Annotated in this window: 30 protein-coding genes; 14 read left to right on the top strand and 16 right to left on the bottom strand. The window is 67.6% G+C overall.

The window, feature by feature from the left end:
* Positions 1–70 precede the first annotated feature (70 nt).
* Entirely contained in the window at positions 71–604 is a 534-nt protein-coding gene (gene ahpD, locus Q0044_RS02925; RefSeq protein ID WP_298159329.1) for an alkylhydroperoxidase, AhpD family, read from the top strand.
* On the opposite strand, the gene Q0044_RS02920 is transcribed toward ahpD, so the two are convergent.
* Positions 595–1,152: an SRPBCC family protein gene (locus Q0044_RS02920; protein ID WP_298159326.1), complete on the bottom strand. Its 558-nt coding sequence runs from the start codon at positions 1,150–1,152 to the stop codon at positions 595–597. The genes ahpD and Q0044_RS02920 overlap by 10 nt on opposite strands.
* Before the next feature lie 49 nt (positions 1,153–1,201).
* Positions 1,202–2,053: a glutamate racemase gene (locus Q0044_RS02915; protein WP_298159324.1), complete on the bottom strand. Its 852-nt coding sequence runs from the start codon at positions 2,051–2,053 to the stop codon at positions 1,202–1,204.
* Between the two features lie 121 nt (positions 2,054–2,174).
* On the opposite strand from Q0044_RS02915, the gene Q0044_RS02910 reads away from it, so the two are divergent.
* Positions 2,175–4,355, top strand: a complete 2,181-nt coding sequence (locus Q0044_RS02910; protein WP_298159321.1) for a M3 family metallopeptidase — start codon at positions 2,175–2,177, stop codon at positions 4,353–4,355.
* A gap of 21 nt (positions 4,356–4,376) precedes the next feature.
* Here Q0044_RS02910 and Q0044_RS02905 read toward each other — a convergent pair whose 3' ends face one another.
* From Q0044_RS02905 to ppc, 4 genes are all read right to left on the bottom strand, one after another.
* On the bottom strand, positions 4,377–6,320 hold the full coding sequence (locus tag Q0044_RS02905) for a hybrid sensor histidine kinase/response regulator (protein WP_298159317.1): 1,944 nt from the start codon (positions 6,318–6,320) through the stop codon (positions 4,377–4,379).
* 95 nt (positions 6,321–6,415) lie between these two features.
* Complete coding sequence (locus Q0044_RS02900; protein WP_298159314.1) at positions 6,416–6,730, bottom strand: UrcA family protein; 315 nt, start codon at positions 6,728–6,730, stop codon at positions 6,416–6,418.
* 165 nt (positions 6,731–6,895) lie between these two features.
* Positions 6,896–7,207, bottom strand: a complete 312-nt coding sequence (locus Q0044_RS02895) for a UrcA family protein (protein WP_298159311.1) — start codon at positions 7,205–7,207, stop codon at positions 6,896–6,898.
* 169 nt (positions 7,208–7,376) lie between these two features.
* Positions 7,377–10,085: a phosphoenolpyruvate carboxylase gene (gene ppc / locus Q0044_RS02890; RefSeq protein WP_298159308.1), complete on the bottom strand. Its 2,709-nt coding sequence runs from the start codon at positions 10,083–10,085 to the stop codon at positions 7,377–7,379.
* A 317-nt stretch (positions 10,086–10,402) separates the two neighbouring features.
* Here ppc and ffh point away from each other — a divergent pair, with 317 nt between their 5' ends.
* From ffh to rimM, 3 genes are all read left to right on the top strand, one after another.
* Positions 10,403–11,947, top strand: a complete 1,545-nt coding sequence (gene ffh, locus Q0044_RS02885; RefSeq protein WP_298159305.1) for a signal recognition particle protein — start codon at positions 10,403–10,405, stop codon at positions 11,945–11,947.
* A gap of 21 nt (positions 11,948–11,968) precedes the next feature.
* Complete coding sequence (gene rpsP / locus Q0044_RS02880) at positions 11,969–12,547, top strand: 30S ribosomal protein S16 (RefSeq protein ID WP_298159302.1); 579 nt, start codon at positions 11,969–11,971, stop codon at positions 12,545–12,547.
* Positions 12,548–12,651: 104 nt separating this feature from the next.
* Positions 12,652–13,179, top strand: a complete 528-nt coding sequence (rimM, locus tag Q0044_RS02875; RefSeq protein ID WP_298159299.1) for a ribosome maturation factor RimM — start codon at positions 12,652–12,654, stop codon at positions 13,177–13,179.
* Here the strand turns inward: rimM and Q0044_RS02870 are convergent, their stop codons facing one another.
* Positions 13,180–13,356 carry a YegP family protein gene (locus Q0044_RS02870; protein ID WP_298159296.1) on the bottom strand — a complete coding sequence of 59 codons (177 nt, stop codon included), beginning with the start codon at positions 13,354–13,356 and terminating at the stop codon, positions 13,180–13,182.
* A gap of 167 nt (positions 13,357–13,523) precedes the next feature.
* On the opposite strand from Q0044_RS02870, the gene Q0044_RS02865 reads away from it, so the two are divergent.
* Entirely contained in the window at positions 13,524–14,228 is a 705-nt protein-coding gene (locus tag Q0044_RS02865; RefSeq protein WP_298159293.1) for a glutathione binding-like protein, read from the top strand.
* 137 nt (positions 14,229–14,365) lie between these two features.
* Here the strand turns inward: Q0044_RS02865 and dnaA are convergent, their stop codons facing one another.
* The 7 genes from dnaA to mutM all read right to left on the bottom strand — a co-directional run bounded on the left by dnaA (position 14,366) and on the right by mutM (position 19,756).
* Entirely contained in the window at positions 14,366–15,787 is a 1,422-nt protein-coding gene (gene dnaA, locus Q0044_RS02860) for a chromosomal replication initiator protein DnaA (protein WP_298159290.1), read from the bottom strand.
* Positions 15,788–16,299: 512 nt separating this feature from the next.
* A complete protein-coding gene (gene rpsT / locus Q0044_RS02855; protein WP_298159288.1) occupies positions 16,300–16,569 on the bottom strand; it encodes a 30S ribosomal protein S20 in 270 nt (89 codons plus the stop codon).
* Positions 16,570–16,742: 173 nt separating this feature from the next.
* Positions 16,743–17,531 carry an enoyl-CoA hydratase-related protein gene (locus Q0044_RS02850; RefSeq protein WP_298159286.1) on the bottom strand — a complete coding sequence of 263 codons (789 nt, stop codon included), beginning with the start codon at positions 17,529–17,531 and terminating at the stop codon, positions 16,743–16,745.
* A 37-nt stretch (positions 17,532–17,568) separates the two neighbouring features.
* Positions 17,569–17,787 carry a helix-turn-helix transcriptional regulator gene (locus Q0044_RS02845; protein WP_298159282.1) on the bottom strand — a complete coding sequence of 73 codons (219 nt, stop codon included), beginning with the start codon at positions 17,785–17,787 and terminating at the stop codon, positions 17,569–17,571.
* The gene (locus Q0044_RS02840) at positions 17,784–18,272 is read right to left on the bottom strand and encodes a hypothetical protein (RefSeq protein ID WP_298159279.1); all 489 of its coding nucleotides are present in this window, start codon (positions 18,270–18,272) and stop codon (positions 17,784–17,786) included. The genes Q0044_RS02845 and Q0044_RS02840 overlap by 4 nt, the downstream gene beginning before the upstream one ends.
* Before the next feature lie 87 nt (positions 18,273–18,359).
* Positions 18,360–18,893, bottom strand: a complete 534-nt coding sequence (locus Q0044_RS02835) for a DUF1697 domain-containing protein (RefSeq protein WP_298159275.1) — start codon at positions 18,891–18,893, stop codon at positions 18,360–18,362.
* The gene (mutM, locus tag Q0044_RS02830) at positions 18,893–19,756 is read right to left on the bottom strand and encodes a bifunctional DNA-formamidopyrimidine glycosylase/DNA-(apurinic or apyrimidinic site) lyase (protein ID WP_298159271.1); all 864 of its coding nucleotides are present in this window, start codon (positions 19,754–19,756) and stop codon (positions 18,893–18,895) included. The genes Q0044_RS02835 and mutM overlap by 1 nt, the downstream gene beginning before the upstream one ends.
* Positions 19,757–19,935: 179 nt before the next feature.
* Here mutM and Q0044_RS02825 point away from each other — a divergent pair, with 179 nt between their 5' ends.
* The 5 genes from Q0044_RS02825 (at position 19,936) to Q0044_RS02805 (ending at position 22,386) form a co-directional block, all read left to right on the top strand.
* Complete coding sequence (locus Q0044_RS02825) at positions 19,936–20,763, top strand: phosphatase PAP2 family protein (RefSeq protein WP_298159268.1); 828 nt, start codon at positions 19,936–19,938, stop codon at positions 20,761–20,763.
* An 18-nt stretch (positions 20,764–20,781) separates the two neighbouring features.
* Entirely contained in the window at positions 20,782–21,054 is a 273-nt protein-coding gene (locus tag Q0044_RS02820) for a hypothetical protein (protein ID WP_298159265.1), read from the top strand.
* A gap of 86 nt (positions 21,055–21,140) precedes the next feature.
* Positions 21,141–21,599 carry a hypothetical protein gene (locus Q0044_RS02815; protein WP_298159262.1) on the top strand — a complete coding sequence of 153 codons (459 nt, stop codon included), beginning with the start codon at positions 21,141–21,143 and terminating at the stop codon, positions 21,597–21,599.
* Between the two features lie 22 nt (positions 21,600–21,621).
* Entirely contained in the window at positions 21,622–22,077 is a 456-nt protein-coding gene (locus Q0044_RS02810; protein WP_298159259.1) for a COG3650 family protein, read from the top strand.
* A 9-nt stretch (positions 22,078–22,086) separates the two neighbouring features.
* Entirely contained in the window at positions 22,087–22,386 is a 300-nt protein-coding gene (locus Q0044_RS02805; RefSeq protein WP_298159256.1) for a hypothetical protein, read from the top strand.
* Between the two features lie 21 nt (positions 22,387–22,407).
* Here Q0044_RS02805 and Q0044_RS02800 read toward each other — a convergent pair whose 3' ends face one another.
* Positions 22,408–22,842 (bottom strand): hypothetical protein, encoded by a 435-nt coding sequence (locus Q0044_RS02800; protein ID WP_298159253.1) that lies wholly within the window; start codon positions 22,840–22,842, stop codon positions 22,408–22,410.
* Between the two features lie 61 nt (positions 22,843–22,903).
* Here Q0044_RS02800 and Q0044_RS02795 point away from each other — a divergent pair, with 61 nt between their 5' ends.
* The 3 genes from Q0044_RS02795 to Q0044_RS02785 all read left to right on the top strand — a co-directional run bounded on the left by Q0044_RS02795 (position 22,904) and on the right by Q0044_RS02785 (position 25,598).
* Entirely contained in the window at positions 22,904–24,010 is a 1,107-nt protein-coding gene (locus Q0044_RS02795; RefSeq protein WP_298159249.1) for an acyltransferase family protein, read from the top strand.
* Positions 24,011–24,083: 73 nt separating this feature from the next.
* A complete protein-coding gene (locus Q0044_RS02790; protein ID WP_298159246.1) occupies positions 24,084–24,608 on the top strand; it encodes a CHAP domain-containing protein in 525 nt (174 codons plus the stop codon).
* A 24-nt stretch (positions 24,609–24,632) separates the two neighbouring features.
* Positions 24,633–25,598: a magnesium transporter CorA family protein gene (locus Q0044_RS02785; RefSeq protein ID WP_298159243.1), complete on the top strand. Its 966-nt coding sequence runs from the start codon at positions 24,633–24,635 to the stop codon at positions 25,596–25,598.
* Between the two features lie 87 nt (positions 25,599–25,685).
* On the opposite strand, the gene Q0044_RS02780 is transcribed toward Q0044_RS02785, so the two are convergent.
* On the bottom strand, positions 25,686–26,549 hold the full coding sequence (locus tag Q0044_RS02780; protein WP_298159240.1) for a lipid A-modifier LpxR family protein: 864 nt from the start codon (positions 26,547–26,549) through the stop codon (positions 25,686–25,688).
* Between the last annotated feature and the right edge of the window lie 68 nt (positions 26,550–26,617).

Below are 26,617 nucleotides of genomic sequence, written 5' to 3'. Positions count from 1 at the left end.
GCTTGTGCACCATACGGGCTGAAGTAGCGGAGCGACCGCGTCGCGAGCGATAGCCCACCAAGGAACAAAGATGTCCATCGACACCCTCCGCGATCTGATGCCGGCCTACGCCAAGGACATCTCGCTGAACCTCGGCTCCCTCGCCTCCGAGACCGTGCTCACAGACCAGCAGAAGTGGGGCTGTTTCCTGGCCTCCGCCCATGCCGTGGGCGTCGCCCCGGTCGTGAAGGCCATCGAGGCCGCCGCGGCCGAAAAGCTGTCGCCCGAGGCCATGACCGCCGCCAAATCCGCGGCCGCCATCATGGGCATGAACAACATCTACTACCGGTCGCTGCACCTGATGAAGAACCAGGAATACACGACCCTCCCGGCACGCCTGAGGATGAACATCCTGGCCAATCCGGGTGTCGACAAGATGGACTTCGAGCTCTGGTCGACGGCCGTCTCGGCCATCAACGGTTGCGGCGCCTGCATGGACGCCCACGAGAGCGAACTGCGCAAGCACGGCGTGCCGGCCGCCCAGGTCCAGACGGCCCTGCGCATCGCATCCGTAGTCCACGCCGCCAGCCGCATCGCGGCCTCCGAGACCGCGCTTCAGGGCTGAGGCGCTTCGCCGTATTCGATGTGATGAACGTAGCGGTCGAACGCTCCGTTCATCACGCCGTGGACGGGGTCGGCGAAGGCGCCGAGGCCGGGCCCTTCGACGACAAACTCCATCGTCACCACGCGGCCCCTGTTCTCGGGCGTGGACGAGAAGGTCAGTTCTGCCCGGGTCGCCTTGCCGTTCAGTGGCCCGAGCGGCGCGTTCATCACCACCTTGTCGGGCGTGATCGAAACGATCTCCGCGTGACGGAACTCGGCGCCGTCGGCCATCGTCTCGCACCAGCATCCGCCCGGCTCGAAGGCCAGGGACAGGTTGGAGGCGTCGCCGGTGTAGGTGTGGGCCGGGTCCCACCATGCGGGGACTGCGGCGATCGAGGTGGCGACATCCTCAGCCGTCGTCTCCAGCGGTACGGCGAACCGCAGGATGAACCCGTCGGCGGATCGCGAGATGACCTCGGCCCGGGCGGTCGCGGTCGCCATCAGGACGACCAGCATCACGAAGGCGACGCATAGCAGCACGCCCATGGCGATTTTGGCGTTTCGGATCATGGCCGGTCCTCCCGCCCGCATCGGGCTCCCGGAGCGCCGATCCGTCAAGTCAGGCCGCGTCGAAGCTCAGGGGCGAGCCCCAGAACTGGCTGACCCTGTCCGACTGCGGACCCGTCTTGCCGGTTGTCAGGAAGGCGCGGCGGCCGCTGTCTCCCAGGCCATATTCCGGGTGGCGCTGGAAATACCGCTCGAGGGCATCGGCCACGGCCGTGGGCTGGTGGATCAGGGGCGTGCCCGGCGGCAGGTGGCTGGCGAAGATGTCGGCCACGATCTCGTAGTGGGTGCAGCCGAGGATCGCCTTGTCCGGATAACGGCCGATGCGGCGGCGCAGGGCGTCGACATGGTCGCCGATCACCACTGTCAGCTCCTCGGTCGGGGCGCCCAGTTCGATCAGGCCGGCCAGACCGGGGCAGGGCTCGGAGAAGACGGCCAGGTCCTCGCGCCGCTTGTCGATCTCGATCTCGTAGACGCGGCTGATCGCCGTGGCGGCGGTGCAGAAGACGCCGGTGATGTCGATGGCCTCGACCTTGTCGCCACGGCGTTCGGCCTCATAGGTCCAGGGCAGGCCCGTGGCCGCCTCGATGGTCGGGACGATGATGCCCAGCACATTGACCCGCCGCCCGTGCCGTTTCGAGGCCTCGGGCACCCAGGTCTGCTGCAGCCGGCGCAGGGCGACGGCCGACGCTGTGTTGCAGGCCAGGACGATGACGCTGGCCCCCGCCTGGAACAGCCGCTCGCAGCCGCTGCGGGTGATGTCGACGATCTCCTCACCCGTCTTCGACCCTATCGGCGCATTGGCCTGATCGGCGAGGTAGATGAAGTCCCGCGTCGGGAACCGTCGGGTCAGTTCACGATGGACCGTCAGCCCGCCCACGCCGCTATCGAATACGCCTATCGCCATGCCTGCGCTTTAGCGTCGCCTTGCGTCCTCGTCCAACGGGATTACCTGCTGTTCAGGTGACGGTCAGGCGACAGAGGCCTAGGGTGCCGCACAGCAAGAGTCAGATGAACAGGATTTCCCCATGCACAGACGCCAGGTCCTTATCGGCGGCGCGAGCCTGATGGCCCTCTCGGGATGCGCCACAGCGGGCACCGGCTCCGCCGGTTTCACCGCTCCGGACCCCGCCTCGGTTGCCGGGGAGGCGCGCATCGCCCGCGCTGTCCTGCCTGCCCAGACGCCGCGCGCCGAGCTGCTGCAGCCCTGGACCGGCCCCTACGAAGGCGTGCCGCCCTGGAACAGGATGACCGCCGAGAAGCTCAAGGCCGCGATTATCGAAGGCATCGAGCTGAACCGTGCCGACATCAACGCCATCGCCGGCAATCCGGAAGCGCCGACCTTCGCCAACACGATCGTGGCGATGGAGCTGGCCGGCCAGCCTCTCGATCGCGCCGTGAACCTGTACGGCGTCGCCACGTCCAATATCGGCGGCGAGGCCTATGACGCGATGGACACTGAGGTCTCGCCCCTGCTGTCCGCCGCCGGCGACGAGATCACCTTCAACGCCGCCCTGTTCCAGCGGATCAAGACGGTCGCCGACAATGCCGATCGGGACGGTCTCAACGCCCAGCAGAAGCGCCTCGCCGAACGCAGCCGCGACGCCTTCATCCGCTCGGGCGCCAATCTGGACGCAGCCGGCAAGGCCGAGCTGGGCCGGATCAACACCGCCCTGTCCAACGCCTTCACCGCCTTCGGCCAGAAGGTCGTGGCCGACGAGAACACCTGGACAGTCATCCCGAACGAAGCCGGGGTCGCCGGACTGCCCGACTCGAACAAGGCCGCCGCCCGCGCTGCCGCCCAGTCACGGAACCTCCAGGGCTGGGTGATCGTCAACACCCGCTCCAGCGTGGATCCCTTCCTGACCTTCGCCGACGACCGCGCCTTGCGCGAACAGGTCTGGAGGAAGTTCGTCAACCGCGGCGACAACGGCGACCGCAATGACACCAATGCGACCATCGCCGAGATCGTTCGCCTCAGGAAGCAGCGCGCCACCCTGCTGGGTTACGGCAGCCACGCCGAATGGCGGATGCAGGACACCATGGCCAGGACCCCGGCCGCCGCCCAGTCGTTGATGAACCGCGTGTGGGAACCGGCCAAGGCGCGCGTCGCCGAAGAGGTCGCGGACATGAAGGCCATCGCCGGCTTCGACATCGAACCGTGGGACTACCTCTATTTCGCCGAGAAGGTCCGCAAGCAGAAGTACGATCTCGATCAGAACCAGCTGAAGCCCTATTTCGAACTCGGGGCGGTGCGGAACGCCTCCTTCTACATGGCCGAACGCCTCTACGGCTTCGTCTTCACCCAGAAGCCGCAGTCGACCGCCCCGGTCTTCCAGGACGACGTCACTCTGTACGAGGTCACCGACAAGGCCTCGGGCCGCCTGATCGGCCTCTACTACGCCGACGACTTCGCCCGCGCAGGCAAGCGTTCCGGCGCCTGGATGACCACCTACCGGTCGTTCTCGACGCTCGACGGGTCGAAGCCGATCCTGGCCTCGAACAACAATAACTTCGTCAAGCCGGGACCGGGCGAGCCTCTGCTGATCTCGCTGGATGACGCCCAGACGCTGTTCCACGAGTTCGGCCACGCCCTGCACTATTTCTCGTCGGTCGTGACCTATCCGAGCTTCGGCAACACCCCGCGCGACTTTGTGGAATATCCGTCCCAGGTGCACGAGCACTGGGTGCTGAGCCGGCCGATCCTCGACCGGTTCATGAAACACTATGAGACCGGAGAGCCCATGCCCCAGGCGCTGGTCGACAAGGTCGAGGCCTCGGCCACCTTCAACCAGGGGTATGCGACGGTCAGCTATCTGTCATCGGCCATGGTCGATATGGACCTGCACACCCAGGCCACGCCGCCGACCGATATCGACGCCTTCGAGAAGGCCTCTCTGGACCGTCTCGGCATGCCGCATGAGATCGTGATGCGGCACCGCCTGCCGCAGTTCAATCACCTCTTCACGTCCGACGCCTACTCGGCCGGATACTACAGCTACCTGTGGTCGGAAGTGATGGACGCCGACACCTGGGCCTATTTCGAACAGTCGGGCGACGTGTTCGATCCGGACATCGGCGGCCGGTTCAAGTCGATCATCCTGGCCCCGGGCAACACCACCGACCGGGGCGACGCCTACCGGGCCTTCCGGGGACGCGCCCCCGACGTCGCCGCCCTGCTCCGGGTCCGGGGCTTCCCGGTCTCGTAGCCGACAATCAGCCGTCGCAGCTCAGGCTGCGGCGGCTTTTTCGTGCGCGGGGCGGGCGTGTTCAGACAGGGCCGCCATCAGGGCCAGCGGGTCGATGGGCTTGGCGACATGGCCCTGCATCCCGGCCGCACGGCACTGGTCGATCTGTTCGGGCAGGACGTTGGCGGTCAGGGCCACGATCGGCGTTTGATCGCCCAGTGCGCGGATGGCGCGGGTCGCCGCCGGTCCGTCCATCACCGGCATCTGCATGTCCATCAGGACCAGATCGTAGGCGGTGGCCGCAACCGCCCGGACGGCCTCCTCACCGTTCTCGACCATGTCGAGGGCGACATCCATCGCGCCGAGCAGGGCCGCGACGAGGGTCCGGTTGGCTGCATTGTCTTCGGCCAGCAGAACACGCAACGGACGGTCCAGCCCGCCGCCCGGGGCCTCGGAAACCTGCGCCGCCTCGTCGGCGGCCAGGGACAGCGGCACACGGAACCAGAAGGTCGAACCCGTCGCGCCGTCGCTGGACGCCCCGATCTCGCCGCCCATGATGTCCATGAGCCGGCGCGAGATGGCGAGGCCAAGACCTGTGCCCCCGAACTTGCGCGACACCGAACCGTCCGCCTGGGTGAAGCGGTCGAACATCTGGTCGATATGGGCCGGGTCCAGGCCGCAGCCGGTATCGGTGACGCTGGCGACCAGTACGGGCGATCCATCGACGCCGTCTTCTGTCGACAGAGCCAGCCGGACCGACCCGGCGTCCGTGAACTTCACCGCATTGCTGAGCAGGTTGAGCAGCACCTGGCGCAGGCGCGTCACATCGCCGGTCAGGCGCACGTCGTCAGCGACCTCGCAGGTCAGGGTCAGCCCCTTGCCGTCCGCCTGGTCGCGCAAAAGGGCTGTCGCCCCATCCCCGAGGGCCGCGATCGAGAAGGGCTCGGGATCCAGCGTCAGGGCGCCGGCCTCCAGCTTGGAGAAGTCGAGAATGTCGTTGACCACCGTCAGAAGGGTCTCGCCCGCGCTGCGGATCAGATCGAGGTAGCCCCTGTCGCCCTCCGACAGACCGCCGCCCGCGCCGATCAGGCGGGAGAAGCCGAGAATACTGGTCAGGGGCGTGCGCAACTCATGGCTCATATTGGCCAGGAATTCGCTCTTGGCCCGAGACGCCGCCTCGGCCTCGATACGGGCGGCATGGAGTTCGGCCTCTGCCTGTTTGCGCGCCGAGATATCGCGGACGACATCGACGATCTCGGTCATTTCGCCGGCGCCGTTGATCACCAGACGCGGATTGGCTTCCAGCCAGACCTGATGTCCATCCTTGTGGATACCCCGGTACTCATAGCCTTCCGCCGAGACGGTCTCGCCCCGGGCGATCCGTTCGGCCAGCAGGCCGCGGATGCGGACCACGTCCTCAGGCACCGCCAGATCGGCCGGGTCCTTGCCCAACATCTCGGTCGGCGAATAGCCGAACACCGTACGGGATGCCGGCGAGACGTAGGTCAGACCAACGCCCATACGATGACGCACGACCATGTCCGAGGTGTGATCAGCGACGAACCGGAAGGCGCGCTGGTCCTCGATCAGCCGGGCGTCATCGACATGTTCGGTCACATCCATGACCATGCCGGCCAGCCAGCGATTCCCGTCGGCGTCGACGGGTTGGCGACGGCCCCAGGTCATGTGCTGCCGGACCTCGCCCGAAGGGTGCACCGTTCGGTAGCGCAGCGTGACAGGCTCGTCTGACCGGAACAGCGTCATGAAGGCGCGCGCCACCATGTCCGCGTCATCCGGATGGTAGAGCCGGTACAGATCCCCGATGGTCGGCACGCCGCTGTCGCGGGGCAGGCCGAACAGGTCGAACATCCTCGGCGACCACCAGGCCGTCTCGTTGTCCAGCACCCGCCACCAGCCCGCACCGGAGCTTTCCAGCGCCGTCAGGGCAATGGACTCAGACGCGGTCTCGGGGGTGTGCTCGATCATGCGGACTGCCATGTTAGGCGGCCAGCCTCGCACCAATTGGCTTCAAAGCCCTAAACGATCGGCGTTTTGCCTGCCCGTCGCCGACTGGGGCCGGTTCAGCCCTGGTCGGTCGGGGTCCGCACGACGATCCGGTCGCCGCGGGCGCGGGCATAATCCTCCCGCCGGCCGTCCGGCAGGAGACGCATCGCCTCGGAACGGAACCGGGCCCGGCACCTGACCTCGAGCAGCGGTGAGCCGGTCTGGCACGCGGCGCGGGCGGCGCGGCCGACCCGACGGTCGAACCGGGCAGCTCCCTCGCTGGTCGCAAGGTCGAGGTCGCCGAAGCCGACACGGTAGTCAGAGGCCGATGCGGCCCCGGCAGAAAGGACAGCGACAGCCATGGCGGCCGTAACGGCGGCGATACGGATCATCGTTTGAACTCCTCAGATTCGTCGCTCGTTGCGGCGACCCCGTTCCAGTGCGGGCCGATTGTTTCTCCGCCGTGAGAAACCCGGGGCCGAAAAGCGACAGATGATGAAATCGCCGCCATGAAGCGCGGCGGTTCCCGGGACGACGTCGCCGTCCCGGGAGTCGGCTCAGCCGTAGACGATCGGGACCATGGCCAGGATACGACCGCCGCGCGCACGAGCGTAGTCGTCCCGACGGGCGGCCGGCAGCTGGCGCATGGCTTCCGCGCGGAACCGGGTCCGGCACCGGGCGTCCAGCAGCGGCGCGCCGAGGCGGCAGGCGCGGCCGGCGGCGTCGTTGACCCGGGCGTCGAAGGCGGCGGCGCCTTCAAGCGAACCGAGATCAAGGTCGCCGAACGGAATGCGGTAGTCCTGCGCCGATGCGGCGCCGGCGGAGACAAGAAGAGCGGCCGAGAGGGCGGCGATGGCGAACCGGTGCATGACGGTATCCTGCTGAACGTCGCGGGGAGACGACGCGGCCCCTATGACGTCCTTCGGTGACAGGGCTGACCTTGCATGGTGACGCTGCGATGAATCCTTTCCGACAATCCCGCCTTGAGCGTTAAATCGTGTTCATTCCGCCCACGGACAGCACGTTCATTTCGCGAGCCTAGCCGCTGTTCCGCAATCCAGCCGCCACGCCGTTGATCGCCAGCAGAATGCCTTCGCGCACCAGCGGATCGTCGTCACCCGCCCGTCGCCGGCGGATGAGCTCGATCTGCACATGGTTCAGCGGCTCGACATAGGGCATGCGCAGCCGGATCAGCCTGTTCAGTTCCGGCTGGCCGCCCAGCAGTTCCGTCTGACCGTTGATCCCGAGGACCGCGTCGCGCGTCCGGTCCCATTCGGCCTGCAGGACGCCGAAGATGGCCGCCGCCAGCGTCTGGTCCGGAACGAGCGAGGCGTAGCGACGGGCGATGGTCATGTCCGACTTGGCCATGATCATCTCCATGTTCTGGACCAGGGTCCGGAAGAAGGGCCACTCCTTCGCCATGGCCTGTAACTCGGCCATGTCCTGGCCCTGGACGGCGGAGCCGAAGCCGAACCAGCCCGGCAACATCACCCGGCTCTGGGACCAGCTGAGCACCCAGGGAATGGCGCGCAGATCCTCGATCGCGGTTGAGGCCGTGCGCGACGTGGGCCGCGAGCCGATCTTCAGCTCGGCGATTTCGTTGATCGGTGTGGCGGCGCGGAAATAGTCGACAAAGCCGGACGTCTCGTAGACCAGAGCCCGGTAGGCGGCCATCGAGGCGGCCGACAGGGCCGAGGCGGTCTTGCCGTGCCTGGCCGTCATCGCCTCGTCCGGAGGCGGAGCCAGGGAGGCGATCAGGGTCCCGGCGGTGAGGGCGTCCAGGTTCCGGCGCGCCACATCGGGCTCGCCGTATTTGTTGGCGATGACCTCGCCCTGTTCGGTGATGCGGATCCGCCCGGCCACCGTGCCCGTCGGCTGTGACAGGACGCCGGCGAAGCTCGAGCCCCCGCCGCGCCCCACGGCGCCGCCCCGGCCATGGAACAGCTGCAGCCGCAGTCCCGCTGCCTGGGTGACGCTGAGCAGGGCCCTGGACGCCTCGTGCAGCTCCCAGGTCGAGGTCAGGTAGGAGCCGTCCTTGTTCGAGTCGGAATAGCCGATCATCACCTCCTGCACCCCGCGCGCCCGGGCGACGGCGAGGGCGGACGGCTCTCTGAAGAGGCGCTCCAGAGTCGGCTTTGCGGCGCGCAGGTCGTCGATGGTCTCGAACAGGGGCGCGGCCTGGATCGGGCACTCGCCCGGTGCATCGGGCCGGTAGAGGCCGACCTCCTTGAGCAGAAGATAGACCTCCAGCATGTCGGAGGCCGCGTCGGTCTTGGACACGATATGGGTGCGGATCGCATCCGGCCCGAACCTCGACAGGGCCTCGGCTGCGGCCTGGAGGATGGCCCGTTCCTTCAGGGTCTCCGGGGCATAGGTCGCATAGGGGCTGAACAGCAGGCGGGGCGCCGCCAGCTCTGCCGCCAGCAGGGCCAGCCGCCCCTCCTCGTCCAGCGCCGCATAGTCGGAACAGACCCCCGCCACCTTCAGCAGGTCGCCCACGACCCGCGCATGGACGTCGGAGTTCTGGCGCAGATCGAGCGTGGCCATGTGGAAGCCGAACACATCGACCGTGGCGATCAGGCGCGACAGGCCGTCGTCGGCGAACACCGCCCCGTGGCTGGCCACCAGACTGTCCTGCAGCACGGCCAGATCGGCCCGGAACTCGCCCGGCCCCGCATAGGGCGGGGCCTCGAACGGCGCCGGACGCGGCGCGGTCTGGCCCGTCAGGATCGGGTGGGTCGCCGACAGACGGGCGTAGATCTGGCTCAGAGCCCTGCGATAGGGTTCGTCGGCCCGGTGCGGCGACAGGTCTCCCGACCCTTCGGCCAGGGCCTTCAGCGCCGGACTGATTTCCGCCAGAGATCCCGACAGGCTGAGCTCCGCGCCCAGGGCGTTGGTCGCTTCCAGATAGTGCCGCATCACGGCCTTGGCCGGGGTGGCGAAGGCGGCTCTCAGCGCATGGGCGTCGACATTGGGGTTGCCGTCCCGGTCGCCGCCGACCCAGGCGCCGATGCGGACGAAGGGCTTGAGCTCCGGCGCGTCCAGGCGGCGACGCCAGTCGATCAGCTGTTCCGGCGCGACCTTGAGGAAGACCCGCTCGAGGAACGAAACGACCGTGTCGATCTCGTCCTGCACCACCAGCCCTGTCGTCCGGACCAGCCGGGTCGCCCACAGGATCACGGTCTGACGGCGCAGACCGTTGATCATCACTTCGGGCGCGCAGGCGACGTCGTCGCGGTCGCAGGCGTCGAGCAGGTCCGACACGGTCGCGATCCGGTCGATGACGCTCTTGCGGCGCACCTCCGACGGGTGGGCCGTCAGGACGGGCGAGATCAGGGCCTCGGAAAGCAGATCTCGCGCTTCCGCGACCGTCCGGCCCGCCGCCGCCAACCGGGCCAGCGCCCCCTCCGGCGTGTCGGGCCGGGCACCCTCGGCGGTCTGGCTGCGCGCCCTTCGCTTTCCTGCGCGGTCCTCTGCGACATTGGCCAGCAGGGAGAAAACCGCGAACCCGTGCGCGAGTCCGACAGCGTCATCCAGCGACAGTTCGTTCAGCAGCCGCTCCAGTTCGGCCGAGCCCTTGGCCCCCGGGTGTCGATGATAGGCGACGGAGGCCACCCGCACCGCCTCGATCCGGTCGTAGAGATCCTGTCCGCCCTCATCGCGGATCACCTCGCCCAGCAGGCCGCCGAGCAACCGGACCTCCTCGCGCAGGCGATCGTCGGCGGCGGGTTCGGCGGAAACAGGCATGTCGATCTCGTTCAGCGGGGAGGCTGGAAGCGCGACCGTATCAGCGGTTTGCCGATCGGTCCTTGCAAAGAGCAACGCTGAAACCGGATGTGCGATGCTGTTTCGGCGGCAGCCTTCGGAAATGTCGTTCTCCGGGATTCGACAAATCGCCTGTTTTCCCCCATAAGCCGCGCCTTCCGACGCAATTGAACCTGCGTCTCCACCTGCACGTCCCCGGTTTCGACCGGACGAGGCAGGCGAGAACCCTCTGCCGACGTGATCGTCGCCAGAGGTCGTTTCGCTATGGAGCATGGTTCAGGCGTCCAATGAGGTAGTGAATGTTCGAGGCTCTGAACGAGCGGCTGACAGGCGTTTTCGACCGGATCACCGGCCGCGGCGCCCTGTCCGAAAAAGACGTCTCCGAGGCGATGCGCGAAGTGCGCGTGGCCCTGCTGGAGGCCGACGTCGCCCTGCCGGTCGTCAAGGACTTCATCGCCTTCGCCACCGAGAAGGCCACCGGCGAAGAGGTCATCCGTTCGGTCAAACCGGCCGATCAGGTGGTCAAGATCGTCTATGACGGCCTGGTCGAGATGCTGGGCGGCGAGGAACCGACCCCGCTCAACCTGAACGCTGCGCCGCCCGCCGTGATCCTGATGGCCGGCCTGCAGGGCTCGGGCAAGACGACCTCCTCGGCCAAGCTGGCGCTGCGCCTGACGAAGTTCGATCGCAAGAAGGTCATGATGGCCTCGCTGGACACACGTCGTCCGGCCGCCATGGAACAGCTCGCCCAGCTGGGCAAACAGATCGAGGTCGTGACCCTGCCGATCGTGGCGGGCGAGAGCGCGGTCCAGATCACCCGCCGGGCCCTGACGTCAGCCAAGCTTCAGGGCTTCGACGTCCTGATCCTCGACACCGCCGGCCGCATCACCCTCGACGAAGGTCTGATGGCCGAGGTCGCCGAGGTCGCCGACATTTCGAAGCCTGTCGAGACCCTGCTGGTCGCCGACAGCCTGACCGGCCAGGACGCCGTCCGCACCGCAAAAGCCTTCCACGAACGCCTGCCCCTGACCGGCCTGATCCTGACCCGCGCCGACGGCGACGGTCGGGGCGGCGCCATGCTGTCGATGCGGGCCGTCACCGGCCTGCCGATCAAATACATGGGCGCCGGCGAGAAGGTCGACGCGCTGGAGGTGTTCGACGCCCGTCGCGTCGCCGGCCGCATCCTGGGCCAGGGGGACATCGTCGCCCTCGTCGAGAAGGCGTCGCAGGAACTCGACCAGTCCAAGGCCGAGGCCATGGCCCGGAAGCTGGCCAAGGGCCAGTTCGATCTCAACGACCTCGCCGCCCAGCTGCAGCAGATGAAGCGGATGGGCGGTCTTCAGGGCATCATGGGCATGCTGCCCGGCGTGGCCAAGATGAAGAACCAGATGGCGGAGAGCGGCGTCGACGACCGCATGATCCTGCGCCAGGAAGCCATCATCTCCTCGATGACCAGGGCCGAGCGCAAGAAGCCCGACCTGCTCAACGCCTCGCGCCGCAAGCGGATCGCCGCGGGTGCGGGCGTCGAGGTCCAGGACATCAACCGCCTGCTCAAACAGCACCGCCAGATGGCCGACATGGTCAAGTCCATGTCCAAGGGCGGCCCGCGCAAGATGCAGCAGATGGCCGCCATGCTGGGCGGTCTCGGCGGCGGCGGCGCTCCGGGAATGGGCGGCATGGGCGGCCCCGACCTCAACCGTTTGAAGGCCATGGGAGGCGGCAAGATGCCTGATCCCTCGGCCGACGAAATGAAAGCCATTCAGGACCGGCTCGCCGGACTGGGTGGCGGACAACTCCCGGGAGGCCTTCCGGGCCTTCCCGGTCTACCCACCAAGAAAAACTGATCCCGTAGAAAGAGACCCGAAATGCTGAAGATTCGTCTGGCCCGCGGCGGTGCCAAGAAGCGCCCCTACTACTACATCGTCGTTGCCGACTCCCACGCTCCCCGCGACGGCAAGTTCATCGAGCGCGTCGGCACCTACAACCCGATGCTGGCCAAGGACGGCGACAAGCCGCGCGTCACCCTGAAGGCCGACCGCGTCTCGGAATGGCTCGCCAAGGGCGCCCAGCCGACCGACCGCGTCGCGCGCTTCATCTCGCAGAGCACCGACGAAGCCCTGGTCGGCAAGGTCAAGTGGACCCAGTCGAACAACCCGAACAAGGGCGCTCCGGGCAAGAAGGCCCAGGAACGTTCGGCCGAGCGCGCCCAGCGCGAAGCCGACCGCGCCGAGGCTGAAGCCGCTGCGAAGATCGAAGCCGCTGAAGCCGCTGTCCGGGCCAAGGAAGAGGCCGCCGCTGCTGCGGAAGCCGCCAGGAACGCCCCGGCCGTCGAAGAAGCCCCGGCTGAAGAGGCCCCGGCCGCCGACAGCGAAGGCTCCGCCGAGGTCAGCGTCGAAGAGGCTCCGGCCGAAGGCGCCGCCGAAGAAGAAAAGACCGAGGCCTAAGGGTCTCGCCCCGACGCACGTCGGGGTCTGGATGGCGGAGGGCGGCGTTCGGTTCGAACGCTGCCCTTCTGCTATCTGGTGTGAGGATGAACGGAGACGCGCCGATGCCGACTGACCAGAAACTCATCCTCGTCGGCCACGTCGCCGGCGGGTTCGGGGTCAAGGGCGAGGTCCGGATCACGGCCTATACAGCCGACCCGCTGGCCCTGACCGCCTACGGGCCGCTGCTGCGCGGCGACGGCTCCCACGGCCTGACCCTGACCCAGACGCGGGCGACGAAGGACGGCGTCGTCGGGCGGGCGAAGGAGATCGCCACCAAGGAAGAGGCCGACGCCCTTCGCAATCTGAAACTCTATGTCCCGCGCGACGCCTTCCCGGCGCCCGAAGAGGACGAATTCTACCTGGCCGACCTGATCGGCGTCGAGGCCAGGGATCCGCAGGGCGTGGTGCTTGGCACCGTCAAGGCGGTGCAGAATTTCGGCGCCGACGACATTCTGGAGATCGCTCCGGTCGCGGGTGGACAGACCTGGTACCTGCCCTTCACCCGGGCGGCCGTGCCGGACCTGCACCTGTCCGACGGCTGGCTGCTCGCCGTCCGCCCGGAGGAGGTCGGCGAGCGTGAGCCCGACTGACTATTCGATCTCGACGGTTTCGGCGTCGCCGACGTATTTCTTGATCGACTCGATCGCGCGCTTGGCGCCCGACTTGTCCGAGTAGCCCTCGGTCGAGAAGATGATTTCCGAGTTGTATTTGAACCGGACGCGGAACTCGCCGGCCTTGTCCTTGTAGACTTCGAACTTGTGGGCCATCGGGCGCCTCCTCGTTTGTGAGGCACGGATAAAGCCCCGCTTCCCGCCGGGCGACAACCTGACAATGTCTGACGGCGTACACAGCCGCGTGAAGCGTGGCCGTGGCCCCTTGCGGTGACCCGCCCGTCTCCCGACATGCCGGCTATCAGCAACCGACACGGTGCCTCATGGCCGACCTTTCCGCCTTCCCGATCACGCGCCAGTTTCCGGCCGCCCACCCCGACCGGCTGCAGCTCTATTCCCTGCCGACGCCCAACGGGGTGAAGGTCTCGATCATGCTGGAGGAGATCGGCCTCCCCTATGAGGTCCACCTGGTGGACATCATGAAGAACGAGACCTGGACGCCCGACTATCTGTCGCTGAATCCGAACGGCAAGATCCCGGCCATCCTCGATCCGGACGGCCCGGGCGGGGCGCCGATGGGCCTGTGGGAATCCGGCGCCATCCTGGTCTATCTGGCAGACAAGACCGGCCGGCTGATCCCGACCGATCCCGCCGCCCGCTACGAGACCCTGCAGTGGGTCTTCTGGCAGATGGGGGCCGTCGGCCCGATGCTCGGCCAGCTCGGCTTCTTCCACAAGTTCGCGGGCAAGGACTACGAGGACAAGCGTCCGCGCGACCGCTACGTCACGGAGAGCAAGCGCCTGCTGGGCGTGCTCGAGGACCGTCTGAAGGACCGCGCCTTCATCATGGGCGACGACTTCACCATCGCCGACATCGCCCTGATCGGCTGGGCCCGGGCGGTACCGGGCTTCTACGGGGCCGGCGATCTGGTCGACTGGGCATCGCTGACGGCCGTCCAGGCGTGGGTCGCGAGGTGCGAGGCCCGCCCCGCCGTGGCGCGCGGCCTGAACATCCCTGCGCGGCCCTGATCATCGAACCGGCGGCGGTCCCGGATGATGTCCGGACCGCCGATCCGGGGCGCCTGTGAACGGCAATCTGTCCGGGACGTGAACCGCAGACACCGCCATCTGCACGGCATGGACCGCCGACAGCGCAAGCCGCTCGCCTAACCCCGCAGCTTCCGCGTCAGGGCCTCGACGTCGCGGGCGATCTGGTCGTCCTGGGGCATCAGTTCCTCGATCTTGCGCACGCCGTGCAGGACCGTGGTGTGGTCGCGCCCGCCGAAGCGACGGCCGATGTCGGGATAGGATCGGGTCGTGTGCTGTTTGCACAGCCACATAGCGATCTGGCGCGGGCGGGCCACGGCGCGGGTGCGGCGTTCCGACAGCAGGTCCGCCTGCTTCATGTTGAAATGCTCGGCCACCGTCTTCTGGATCTCGTCCACGGTGATGCGGCGCTCGGGCCCGCCGCGCAGGGCCGAGCCGAGCAGGGTCAGGGTCTCCTCGACGCCCAGGGACGACAGCCGCGATCCGGCGGCGGCGGCCAGGGTGTTCACGGCGCCTTCCAGCTCGCGCACCGAACCCGGGGTGCGGTCGACGACCTGTTCCAGAACCTCGCGCGAGGCTTCTCCGGACACCACGCCCATGCGGGCGAAGGCGGCGAGACGGTTCTCGGCCACGGCGATCTTCAGCGCGCGATCGGCCGGTTCCACCGGGCAGGTCAGGCCGGCGGCCAGGTGGCTGCGCAGGCGCGGCTCGACCTCGGTCAGGGCCATCGGCGGACGGTCGGCCGAGAGGACGATGCGTTTTCCGTCCTCGATCAGGGCCGTCAGGGTCGACAGCAGTTCCTCCTGGGTCGAGGCCTTGCCGCCGACGAACTGGACGTCGTCCAGCAGCAGCATATCGGCCGAGCGCAGGCTTTCCTTGAAGGCGGCGGTCGAACGGTCCTGCATCGCCTTGACGAAGGTCGAGAGGAACCGCTCGGCGGTCAGATAGACGACCTTCGCGTCGGGACGCAGGCGCTGCGCCTCCCAGGCGATGGCGTTAAGCAGGTGGGTCTTGCCGTAGCCATAGGGGCCGCAGAAGAAGATCGGGTTGAAATGGCCGTCGGCCCAGGAGGCCGTCTGGCGGGCGATCGCCAGGGCGAAGGCGTTGCCCTGTCCCTCCACGAAGCTGTCGAAGGTCAGACGCTCCTGCAGGCCCGCGGCACGCACGGCCCGGGCGCCGTCGGTCACGGGTCCGACGGTCGGAGCCAGGGTCGCCGGCGACACCGGTGTCTCGCCCTGGACCGCGGACAGGGCCTGAAGGGCCACGGACGAGGCCGGCGGGGCCGAAGTCACCTCGGCGCGGCAACGGACCTCCAGACGACGCGACAGGCCGTCCAGGCCCAGCCACAGCTCGTTCAGGCGCCGCAGCGCGTTCTTGCGCACCCAGTCACGGGCATAGCCGGTCGGGGTCACCAGGATCAGCTGGCCGGCGCCGTCCATACGCACCGCCGACGGCGCGATATAGGAGCTGAACGGTCCGTCGCCGATTTCGGCCCGGAGCCTCAGCGAGGCCTCGTTCCAGATCCGGTCCGGGTCCGTCATGTTCGCCAACGCCAAGCCCCCCATCGTCGTTACACCCGCCTTCAAAAAGTCATGCCGCACCGGAACCTTCTGTTCCGAAGTCCACGCCGGGTCGGTCGGTCCAGGGACGCGTTCTCCTGACCTCCGAAGCGTGAGCTTCGAAAGCGGGGGCGACCTCGCGGACAGACGTCTCCCGCCGGCGCAGGGGTTCGCCCCCGCTCCGTCTTCATCCGTGTGGGGATGGAAGTGCGTTAGAGCCCAAAACTTACGCCCGACGCGGCATGGGTCAACGCTGATTCGCGAGGCGATTCGCAGTTAAATTGTTTGACTCCGCTAAAGCCAAATCAGGCTTAGGAAAATGTCGATTTCGCCTGTTCGGCGAGCGCGATTCTCCCTGCGAACACTTATCCGCACACGGCGAAACGGCGAGTAAGCTTGAGCTTACTCGCCGTTGAAATCGTTCGATTTTCATATGACAGAGGCGTGAAGCGCCTCTGAGAACCTCTTCGGTACGTAGTCGTACCTAGCGGGTTTTACGCCGCCGACATCTTCTTCAGCTGGGCGTGCAGACGGCTCACTTTGCGCGAGCCGGTGTTCTTGTGAACGACGCCCTTGGTGACGGCGCGCATCAGCTCGGACTGGGCCTCGACAAAGGCGCCCTGGGCGGCGGCGGCGTCACCACCGGTCACGGCTTCCTGGAACTTGCGGAGGAAGGTGCGAACGCGCGTGCGGCGCGACTTGTTCACTTCGGTGCGCGCGGCGATCTTGCGGATCGCTTTCTTGGCGCCGGGATTGTTGGCCATCGTCAAACCTATCAACGGAAACGCCGCAGACACCCGTCCACGGCGCGGAAAATCTTCAAGAGCGGGCGGCTATAGCGGAAGGGGCCGCAGGGGTCAACGAGAAGAGTCGGAGGGCTCGGCGCCTGAGGGCCACCCGGTCTTGCCTCAAGGACCAGAGCCCCGCTCACCCGGCCCTACCGCCCCGTGAACACCGGCTTACGCTTCTCGACGAAGGCGGCCATGCCTTCCTTCTGGTCGTCGAAGGCGAACAGGGAGTGGAACAGGCGGCGTTCGAACTGGACGCCCTGGGTCAGGGTCGTCTCCAGCGCGGCGTTGACCATCTCCTTGTTGGCCATGACCGCCAGCGGGCTCTGGGACGCGATCTTGGCGGCGATCTTGCGGACCTCGTCCATCAGGGTCTCGTGCGGGAAGACGCGGCTGGCCAGGCCGGAGCGCTCGGCCTCGGCCGCGTCCATCATCCGGGCGGTCAGGACCATGTCCATGGCCTTGGACTTGCCGACCAGACGCGTCAGCCGCTGGGAGCCGCCGATGCCGGGGGCGACGCCGAGGTTGATCTCGGGCTGGCCGAACTTCGCCCTGTCCGAGGCGACGATGAAGTCACACAGCATGGCCAGTTCGCAGCCGCCGCCGAGGGCGAAGCCGTTGACGGCCGCGATGACCGGCTTGCGGAACCGCATGATCCGGTCCTGCCCGAGGGCGAAGAAATTGCCCCTGTACATGTCGGCATAGGACTGGTCCGCCATCTCCTTGATGTCGGCGCCGGCCGCGAAGGCCTTGTCGCCCGACCCCGTCAGGACCAGGCAGCGCACGCTGTCGTCATGCTCGACCGCATCCAGGAAGTCGGCGAGATCCTTGAACAGAGCCGAGTTCAGGGCGTTCAGCGCCTCCGGCCGGTTCAGGATGACCACGGCGTATCCGTCGGCGTGCCGCTCGATCAGGATGTTGGAATAGGTGTCGGACATGGTGCGGTCTCCGGTGTTTCGGACCCGGTCTAGCGCCTCACCCCTCCCACTGGAACACCTCGGTGATCGCCACGCCGAAGACGGCGGCGATGCGGAAGGCGGCCTCGAGGCTGGGCGAGTATTTGCCCTGTTCCATGGCGACGATCGTCTGGCGCGTCATGCCGATGCGCGTGGCCAGATCGGCCTGGGTCATCTCCCCGGCGTGGAAGCGCAGCTCGCGAATGCGGTTCCGGATCGGCGGCGGACCCTTGGTCACCGCAGGGCCCGCAGCAGCATCAATGTGACCCCGGCGCGGACCATCTCGGCCAGAACCAGACAGGCCAGCAGGACGTTGGCCAGCAACACCATCATCTCTCCGGTGATCGAGAAGACCGCCGCCCCGCCGACGAGGTTGTCGTCCAGCAGGCCGGCGAACCAGGCCCCTGCCGAGACACAGAAGATCAGACCGATCAGCGCCATCAGGGCGACATGGCTGGCCTTGAGGGACGCCAGCATCTCGCGTTCGTCGCGCGCATCCCGCTCGGACTTCGGCGTGGTCGCCGTGGCGATGAGGGTCAGCGCCACCTCGACCAGCACGACCACGACCAGACTGCCCATGAAGGCCAGGCTGACATCGCCGGTGAACTGATCACTGACCAGTTTCTCGGCGGCGACATGCTGGATCAGGAACCAGAAATACCAGCCCCAGACCGCCACCGAGGCGACGATGCTGATCCATAGATGCTTCTCGCGAAACGACATGACGCTCTCCCGCCGCGACAGGCGGCGAGGGACGTGTCACATACAGCAGACATTATGTCGATTATTTTTTACATCTCGTCTGATTTTTCAGACGCCGACCATCTGGCCCAACTTGAGCACTGTGTTCCAGTTCCGCCCGGTGCCCATGCCCAGGTTCTTCGGCGTCGCCTTTTTGAAGATGCCGCTTTCGCCCTGGCCGTTGGGGAACCAGAAATAGAGGACATCCCCGACGGCCTCGACCGCCTCGCCGCCCTCGGCCAGGGCGCGACAGGCCTCGAGCGCCCCGGCCTTGATCCCGTCCTTCATGACCATGGCGACCATCTTCGAAGGCTGGTCGGCGGCCTCGGCGGAAAAGGGGTTGGCGGCGATGAGTTCGGCCCACTGCTCCGACGTGCGGACCATGGCGGCGACCTTGACGCCGAAGCGGCGCTCCATCTCGTGTTCGATGTCGGTCTCGAGCCCGGCCGGATCGCGGTCGCTTTCGACCACCAGATTGCCGCTGGCCAGAAGGGTGCGCGGGTTCTTCAGCCCCATCGCCTCGGCCATGGCGCGCTGCTCCCCGACCGGCGCGCGGACGCCGCCGGTATTCATGCCGCGGAACAGGATGATGCGGTGGGTCATCAGCGCCTCTGGCAGGAAGGACAGTAGAATGTGGACCGACCGCCCTGGACGACGCGTTTGACGACACCGGCGCAGCCGTCCGCCAGACAGGGCTGGCCCTCCCGGCCGTAGACGTCGAAGCGGTGCTGGAAATAGCCTTGGCCGCCCTCGGCGTTGGCGAAATCCTTCAGGGTCGAACCGCCCGCCGCGATGGCGTCGTTCAGGACGTCGCGGATGACCGAGGCCAGGGTCTCCAGACGCGCCTTCGACACCTTTCCGGCCGCGATCAGGGGCGAGATCCGCGCCCGGTACAGGGCCTCGCAGACATAGATATTGCCCAGGCCGGCGACGTTCCGCTGGTCCAGCAGGCTGACCTTGATAGTCTGCTTCTTGCCGTCGAACGCCTCGGCCAGATGGGCGCCGGAAAAGCCGTTGCCGAGCGGCTCCGGCCCCATGGCGGCGAACCAGGGATGGATCTCGACCTGATCGGCAGGGATCAGGCCCATGAAGCCGAACCGGCGGGCGTCGGCGAACCCCACCCTTGTGGCGCGGCCGTCCTGCAGGGCGCAGAAACTCATATGCTCATGCTTGCCGGCGATCGGGGCCGGCTCCTCGAACTCGCCCAGTTGTTCGCCGTCGACCGTGAACCGGCCGGTCATCCCCAGGTGGGTCACCCAGGTCTCGCCAGTCGACAGGGTCGCGAGCAGATATTTGGCCCGCCGGTCGATCCGTTCGACCGTGGCCCCCTCCAGCCGTTCGACGAACCGGTCGGGAAAAGGAAAGCGCAGGTCCGGCCGATTCTGTCGCACCTTCGTCAGCCGCGCCCCGACCAGGACCGGCTCCAGGCCGCGTCGGACCGTCTCGACCTCGGGAAGTTCAGGCATGGCCCCGTCTAGCCTGTCGTCCGATCCGGGTGAAGCCGCAGGCGCATCGTGACAAGCCGTGCGGCCACGGACGGCTCTACACGCGACTGACGCCGAACCGCAGCGGAAAGCCCATGTTTCCGTAACGCGCCCGCCGCACGTTTCAGTCATCCCCGTCCTACGGCTCGGTTGGGGGATCGATGACGGACGTCACAGCCATCGGCGAACGGGGACGGCGCGCGCGCCGTCTGTTCAATATCCACGCCTTGCGGCGGAGCGCGACTCGGCTGCGGTTGTCGCTGGCCTCGGGCGTCCGCGCCGACGAGCCCGTGACCGTGGCCTTTGTGACGGTTGTCGTCCTGTCGCTGTATTTCGCCCTTCTGCCCGGCGTCGACATGGCGGTCAGCGCCCTGTTCTACAGCCCCGGCGCGGGCTTCATCCTGGCCGACAATCCCGTCCTGAAGGGACTGCGCAAATCCTCGACCTGGGTGCTCGGACTGATGCTTCTGGGCCTCTCCGGTGAGATCATCCTCGCCCTGCGCCGCAATCCCCGCCGGCTCACCGGCTGGGGGCGTCGCGCCGCCGTCCTGCTGATCGGGCTGGTCATCGCCTCGGGGTTCCTGGTCAACGGCGTCCTGAAGTCGATGTGGGGCCGCGCCCGGCCGATCCAGATCGAGGCCTTCGGCGGCGACGCCGACTTCACCCGCGCCTGGCAGGTTTCGGACAACTGCCTGTCCAACTGTTCCTTCGTCTCGGGCGAAGGATCGTCCGCCGCCTGGATGGTGGCCGTGGTCGTCCTGATGGTTCCGGCCCCCTGGCGTCGCTGGGCCCTGCCCGCCGTCATCACCTATGCCGCGGCCCTGTCGCTAAACAGGATCGCCTTCGGCGGCCATTTCCTGTCTGACGTCCTCCTGTCGTGGGCGCTCACCGGGCTGGTGATCGCCGCCCTGCACCGGCTCGCGCTCGCCTGTCCCCGGGCCGCGCGACAGATTCGCCGCGCCCGCCGCCGGAGCAGTACGGCCGCCTGAAACCTGCTATGGCGGGCCATGCCCGGCCAGTTCCTGAAATTCTGCATCTACGCCCTGATCGCGCTCGTCCTCGCGGGCGCGGCGACCTGGGGGCTGGGCCTGTTCTGGATCGCGATCGGCGGCGGGGATCTGCCCCTTCACGGCTGGATCGCCATGGCGTTGGGGGTCACCGGAACGGTCGGGCTGAGCTGGGTCCTGATGGCCCTGGCCTTCAAGTCGCACCGCGAGGGCTGGGACGACCAGGTCGACAACTCCCTCGACCCCGGGCGCGACGAACCCGAAGTCTATTAGGGGATACCGGCCGCTCCCGCCGCCCGGACTTGACCCCGGGCTTACGGACTGCGTTTCTGCCCCATCGTCCTTCCGGAGCCGACCCTATGCGCGCCTTCACAGCCTCCGCCCTCGTCCTGATCCTCGCCGCCTGTTCGCCCGCCGCCGAGCCGGCGAAGACCGAGGCCGAGCCCGTTGCGCCGGCAGTGGCCCCGAGCCAGCTGGGCGCGATAGACCTGACGCAGCCGATCCGGGCGGCCGGGACCGAGCCGTTCTGGACCATCGACATCGCCGACGGCGTCCTGACCTATCGGGACATTGAGGATTTCGGCGGCGACATCACGACCCCGCGCACCGGCCCGGCCGCTCCGGTCGTGACCGGCGACACCGCCGTCTATGCCGTGACGCTCAGCGACGGAAAGACCCTGACCCTGACGCTGACGGCGACCGAATGCCCCGACATCGGCGAGGAGACCCGCGCCCTGACGGCCAGCCTGGCCATCCCGGGCACGATGACGCAAGAGGCCTGCGCCGACGCCCGCAGCGCCTATCCGCCCGAGGCCTGATCGACCCAAGGAGTTTCCTGTCATGCGCCAGTTCCGCGCCGGCCTGCCGATCCCGGCCCTCATCCTCGGCCTGACCCTCGTCGCCTGTTCCGATCCGGCGCCGACAGGGCCCGAGGCCCCGCCGGCCCCGGCGCCGACGATGCTCGGCGACGTCGATCTGAACCAGCCGCTGCGGGCCCTGGGCACAGAGCCCTTCTGGGCCGTCGAGATCACGCCGCAGGACCTGGCCTATACGGCCGTCGATGCGGTCGAGGTGCGGGCCTCCAACCCGGGCCCGACAGTCCAGGGCACCACGGCCGTTTATGCCGCCGCCGCACCCGACGGCACGGCCCTTGTGGTCACCCTGATCGCGACGGAATGCTCGGACGGCATGAGCGACCGGCTCTACCCCCTGACCGCCCGGGTCGAGCTCGGGCCGGAAACCCTGAACGGCTGCGCAGCCTCGGTGGCCTTCCTGAACAGCCAGCCGGCACCGTAGTTGGTGCGGATGAAGGTCAAAGTCTGGCTGGTCCGGATTTGGCCTGCGCTACTGTTGCCGATCCCATGGATCTCGCTCAGGACTTGGGCCCAAGGTCATCAACGCTTGTTCGGCGATCCACCTGCCACCGTTGACGCATCGGGTCCCGTGTGGACCACCATCATCGTAACCACGGCGCTGACCATTCTGGCGGTGAAAAAGGCCGACAGGGTCCGAAAGGTCGTCTCTGTATTGGCGACACTGAATGCATTGATATGCTTGTTGACGGCACTGATCGCGACGATGTGGGTCAGCGGCGTTTATCCGTAAATCTGTGGGCGGGTTTCGGACCTACCCATCGCCCAGCATCGGCCCGACGCCCGGGACGCTGCGCACTGCCTCACCCAGCAGGTCGCGCCCGGTCGCCGCGCATACCCGGTCCCGCGCGGCGGGCAAGAGCTGTTTCAGCGCCGCCTTGTCCACGCCTTCGTCCTTCAGCCGGTCCAGCAGCCCCATGGCCTCGGCCACCGCCGCGCCCGAGACGCCTCCGGCCGAGGCCATGATCCCGCCGAACAGGCCGCGCCTCGGACGTTCGGCGGCCTTTGAGCGCGCCGCCGTCTCCGCGCCTTCCACGGCGGCATAGAGGGCGGCCAGGGCGTCGCGTCCGGCATGGCGATCCAGCAGGCCCAGGGCCCCGGTCAGGGCGGCCCGGGCCTGGGCCCCGGTCAGGCCCGCATCGGCCGCCGCTGCGGCGATGACGGCGTCGAAGGTCAGGGTCGGGGACACGTCGGCCTCTTTCGTCGGTCACTTAACGGTTCTGGAACCGGGTCTGCTGCATAGGGGAGGAATGACCCAGCTGGAAACGCCGCAGGACCTGCGTCCTCTCACCGCGCTGCGCTTCGGAGCCGCCATCTGGGTGGCCCTGTTCGCCTTCTGGCCGGACCTCGACGTCAGCTGGATGCCGAACCTGGTGGCCAAGGGCTATCTCGGGGTCGAGCTCTTCTTCGTCCTGTCCGGCTTCATCCTGTGCCACGTCTATCTGGCGGCCCATGGCGAGAAGCGGTTCAGCTACGGGGCCTTCCTGTGGGCCCGGATCGCGCGGGTCTATCCGCTGCATATCGCCACCCTGGCCGGTGTCGGCGTGCTCGCCTTCGGGGCCCTGGCCGCCGGGATGAGCGTCAACGGCAATATCCTCAGCTGGTCGGCCCTGCCCGCCAATCTCCTGATGGTCCACGCCTGGGGCTTCGCGCCCGTGGCCGGCTGGAACCATCCGTCCTGGTCGATCTCGGCGGAGTGGTTCGCCTACCTCTGCTTCCCGCTGTTCGCCTTCGTCGCCTGGCGACTGCGCGAGCGGCCGATCGCCGCCGTCCTCGGCGCCGTCGCCTTCCTCGTGGGCCTCTACATCGTCTTCCAGATCCTGGCCGGCTTCCCCCTGACCCAGGCCACCATCCTGTGGGGCGCCCTGCGGATCGTTCCCTGTTTCGCCCTCGGCTGCGCCCTCTATCTGATGCATCGCAAGGTGAGCCTGCCGCGTCCCGGCTGGATCGCCGCCGGGGTCGCCGTGGCCATCGCCGTCGCGGGATCGCTGTCGGCGCCGGACGCAGTCATCGTGCCCCTGTGCGGCGCCCTGATCCTGGCTTTGGCCGGCCTGCCCAACGAACGCGCCGGATGGCTGGCGTCGAAGCCCGCCGTCTATCTCGGGGAGATCAGCTATTCGGTCTATATGGTCGTGGTGCCGTGGAAGCTGCTGGCCGTGAATGCGGCGTCAAAGCTCACGGGCGGGGGCGACAAGCTTCAACTTTTTGTGTGGCTGGCCGTCGTCCTGACCCTGCCGGTGGTCGCCGCAGTGTCCTATCACCTCGTCGAATTCCCCGCCCGGCGGGCGCTTCGGGGTCTGGCGCAACGGCGCGCGGCGCGGGCGAAAGCGCGCACAGGCGGAGCGCAGCTCGCCTGAAAAGGGGCTTTCACGCCACGCTAACTATCGTCTAGGGATAGTCCCGGGCGTAACAGTCGGAAACAATTCGAACATGACGAAACGGATCACCGCCGCGCTTGTTGCCGCCTGCCTGGGCTTTTTCGCCCTGTCGCCCGCTCCTGCGAAGGCCGAGGATCCCTACTGGCAGTGCGTGACGTTCGCCCGCATGTTCTCGGGCATCAACATCTTCGGTGACGCCTGGACCTGGTGGAACCAGGCCGTCGACCGCTTCCGCACGGGCCGTGCGCCGGAGACCGGCTCGGTCCTGGTGTTCCGTCCCGAAGGCCGGATGAGCCGGGGTCACGTCGCCGTCGTCTCCGACATCCTGACCGACCGCGTCATCCGCGTGACCCACGCCAACTGGGGCGGCAGCCGCGGCCGCGTCGAGGAGAACGTCACTGTCGTCGACGTCTCGGGCCAGAACGACTGGTCCCAGGTGAAGGTCTGGTACAACCCGATCAACGACCTCGGCTCGACCGTCTATCCGACCTACGGCTTCATCTACAACGGCGCGCGCGACGCCTATGACGCCGGCCGGCAGATGGCCTCGACCGCCTCGGCATCCGGCCAGCCCTGATCCGGTCTGAATGATCCTGCCCGAATGATCCGGCTGTATCGTTCGGGCTGCGCCGCCTGCGAGGCGGTCGAGATCGACGTCATCGGCGGCTGGGAAATGCCGCCCGACACCCTGTGGATCGACCTGATCGAGCCCAGCCACGGCGAGGACGCCGCGGTCGAGAAGGCCCTGGGCATCTCCATCCCGACACGCGCCGAGATGAGCGAGCTGGAGGCCTCCAGCCGGCTCTATCGCGAGGGCGGCGCCACCTATGTCACCGCCGACATCCTGCATCGCGGCGACGACGACCTGCCCGGCATCGACCCCGTGACCTTCGTCCTGACCAGGGGCCCCATGGTCACCATCCGCTATTTCGACCCCCGCCCCTTCACCCTGTTCACCGACAAGCTCGAGCGCGACCCGGCCCTGTGCAGCACCGGGGCCGACATGTTCCTGAACCTGATGGAGGCGATCATCGACCGGGCCTCCGACGTCCTGTCAGGCCTGGCCGCCAAGGTCGAGGGTGTCGGAACCCACGTCTTCTCCGAGGGCAAGGGCGTCGGCTTCAAACATCTGGTGACCAAGCTGGGCCGGGCGCACATGGCCAATGCCCGGATCGAACAGAGCCTGGCCGGCCTGAGCCGGGTCTTCGCCTTCGTCGCCGTGGACGACTGGTTCGAGGCCGTGGGCGACCCCCGGGAGCATCTGCGTTCGCTCAGCCGCGACGCGACCAGCCTGATCGCCCACAATCAGGCTGTCGCTTCGGGGATCAATTTCCAGCTCTCGGCCGCGCTCGGCCTGATCAACATCGAGCAGTCGTCGATCTTCAAGATGTTCTCGATCTTCACGGCGGTGCTGATGCCTCCGACCCTGATCGGGGCGATCTACGGCATGAATTTCGAGCATATGCCCGAGTTGCGCTGGATCGAGGGCTATCCGATGGCACTCGGCCTGATGGTCATCTCGGCCATCGCGCCCCTGTTGTATTTCCGGCGACGGGGCTGGATATAGAAGAGGCAGTAGGCAGTAGATGGATGCGGCGTGTCAGCGGGCAAGGGCGCGTCCCTACTGCCTATTGCCTAAGCCCTACTGCCTCTCTCACCACTCCGGCTTGATCGACAGCTGGAAGGCGACAAGGCCCTCTGAGACGTCGTTGTCGATGCCGTGTCCCGCGTGCATGCCCTCGGCCTCGATTTCGCGATAGACGAGGCCGAACGAGCCCTGCATGTCCCCGCGACGCATGGCCACGCCGACCGAGGCGTCGCCGAGGAAGGATCCGCTGTCGCGGCTGTAGCCGGAGTGGGCGTATTCGCCGTCCCGCGTCCGCGCGAAATTATAGCCGACCGCCGTGCCGGATCCCGCGGCGTAGATGTACCAGCGGGCGCGCTCTCCGAAGGCGGCCGAACCCTCCGGAAGGATGCGGTCCGCCGTCGAACCGATCCGCAGGGTGGCCCCGGCCTCGGCCGTGCCGCCCCGGTCGCCCGCGCCGATCCCGAGATGGGGCGTCAGGGTCACCTCGAGGCCCGAGGCCGTATAGCCGCGCGCGGTCGTCCATCCGCGCGTGTAGCTGACCTCATAGCCGTCGGAATCGATCATCGCCGGATCCATCGGCGTCGGCGGGACGGGCGAGCCGTCGGCACGGCGCAGTTCGCCCCGGGTCCGCAGGCGCAGGCGATCGCTGAATCCGTCACCCTCGCGCCAGACGTCGCGGGTCGTGGTGGCGGCGAAGGGGTTGTGCGCCTCGATCGGCGCATAGTCGGTGGCGAACTCCAGCGTCGGCCCGAACTCGCGACCCGCCGCGACGTTGAAAGCGGCCTGCCGGTTCAGCCGGGCGGTGATGTTGGCAGAGGTTTCCTGCTCGGCCTCGGACCAGTTCTGGTTCACCCATGTCTGGGCGCTCGCTGGAACGGCCATGGCCGCCAGTGCGATTACGCCCGGAACAAGTGACCTCAGGTGGATCAACGGTCCCCTCACAGTCCGTTAACAGGCTGCACCCTGCACCGGAATCCCGTCAGGGCCAACCGTGTTTT

The organism is Brevundimonas sp. (assembly GCF_027484365.1).
In the GTDB taxonomy this organism is placed as follows: Bacteria; Pseudomonadota; Alphaproteobacteria; order Caulobacterales; family Caulobacteraceae; genus Brevundimonas.
The sequence above is the reverse complement of the archived record's forward strand: the minus strand, read 5'-3'. Positions and strand labels throughout refer to the sequence as shown.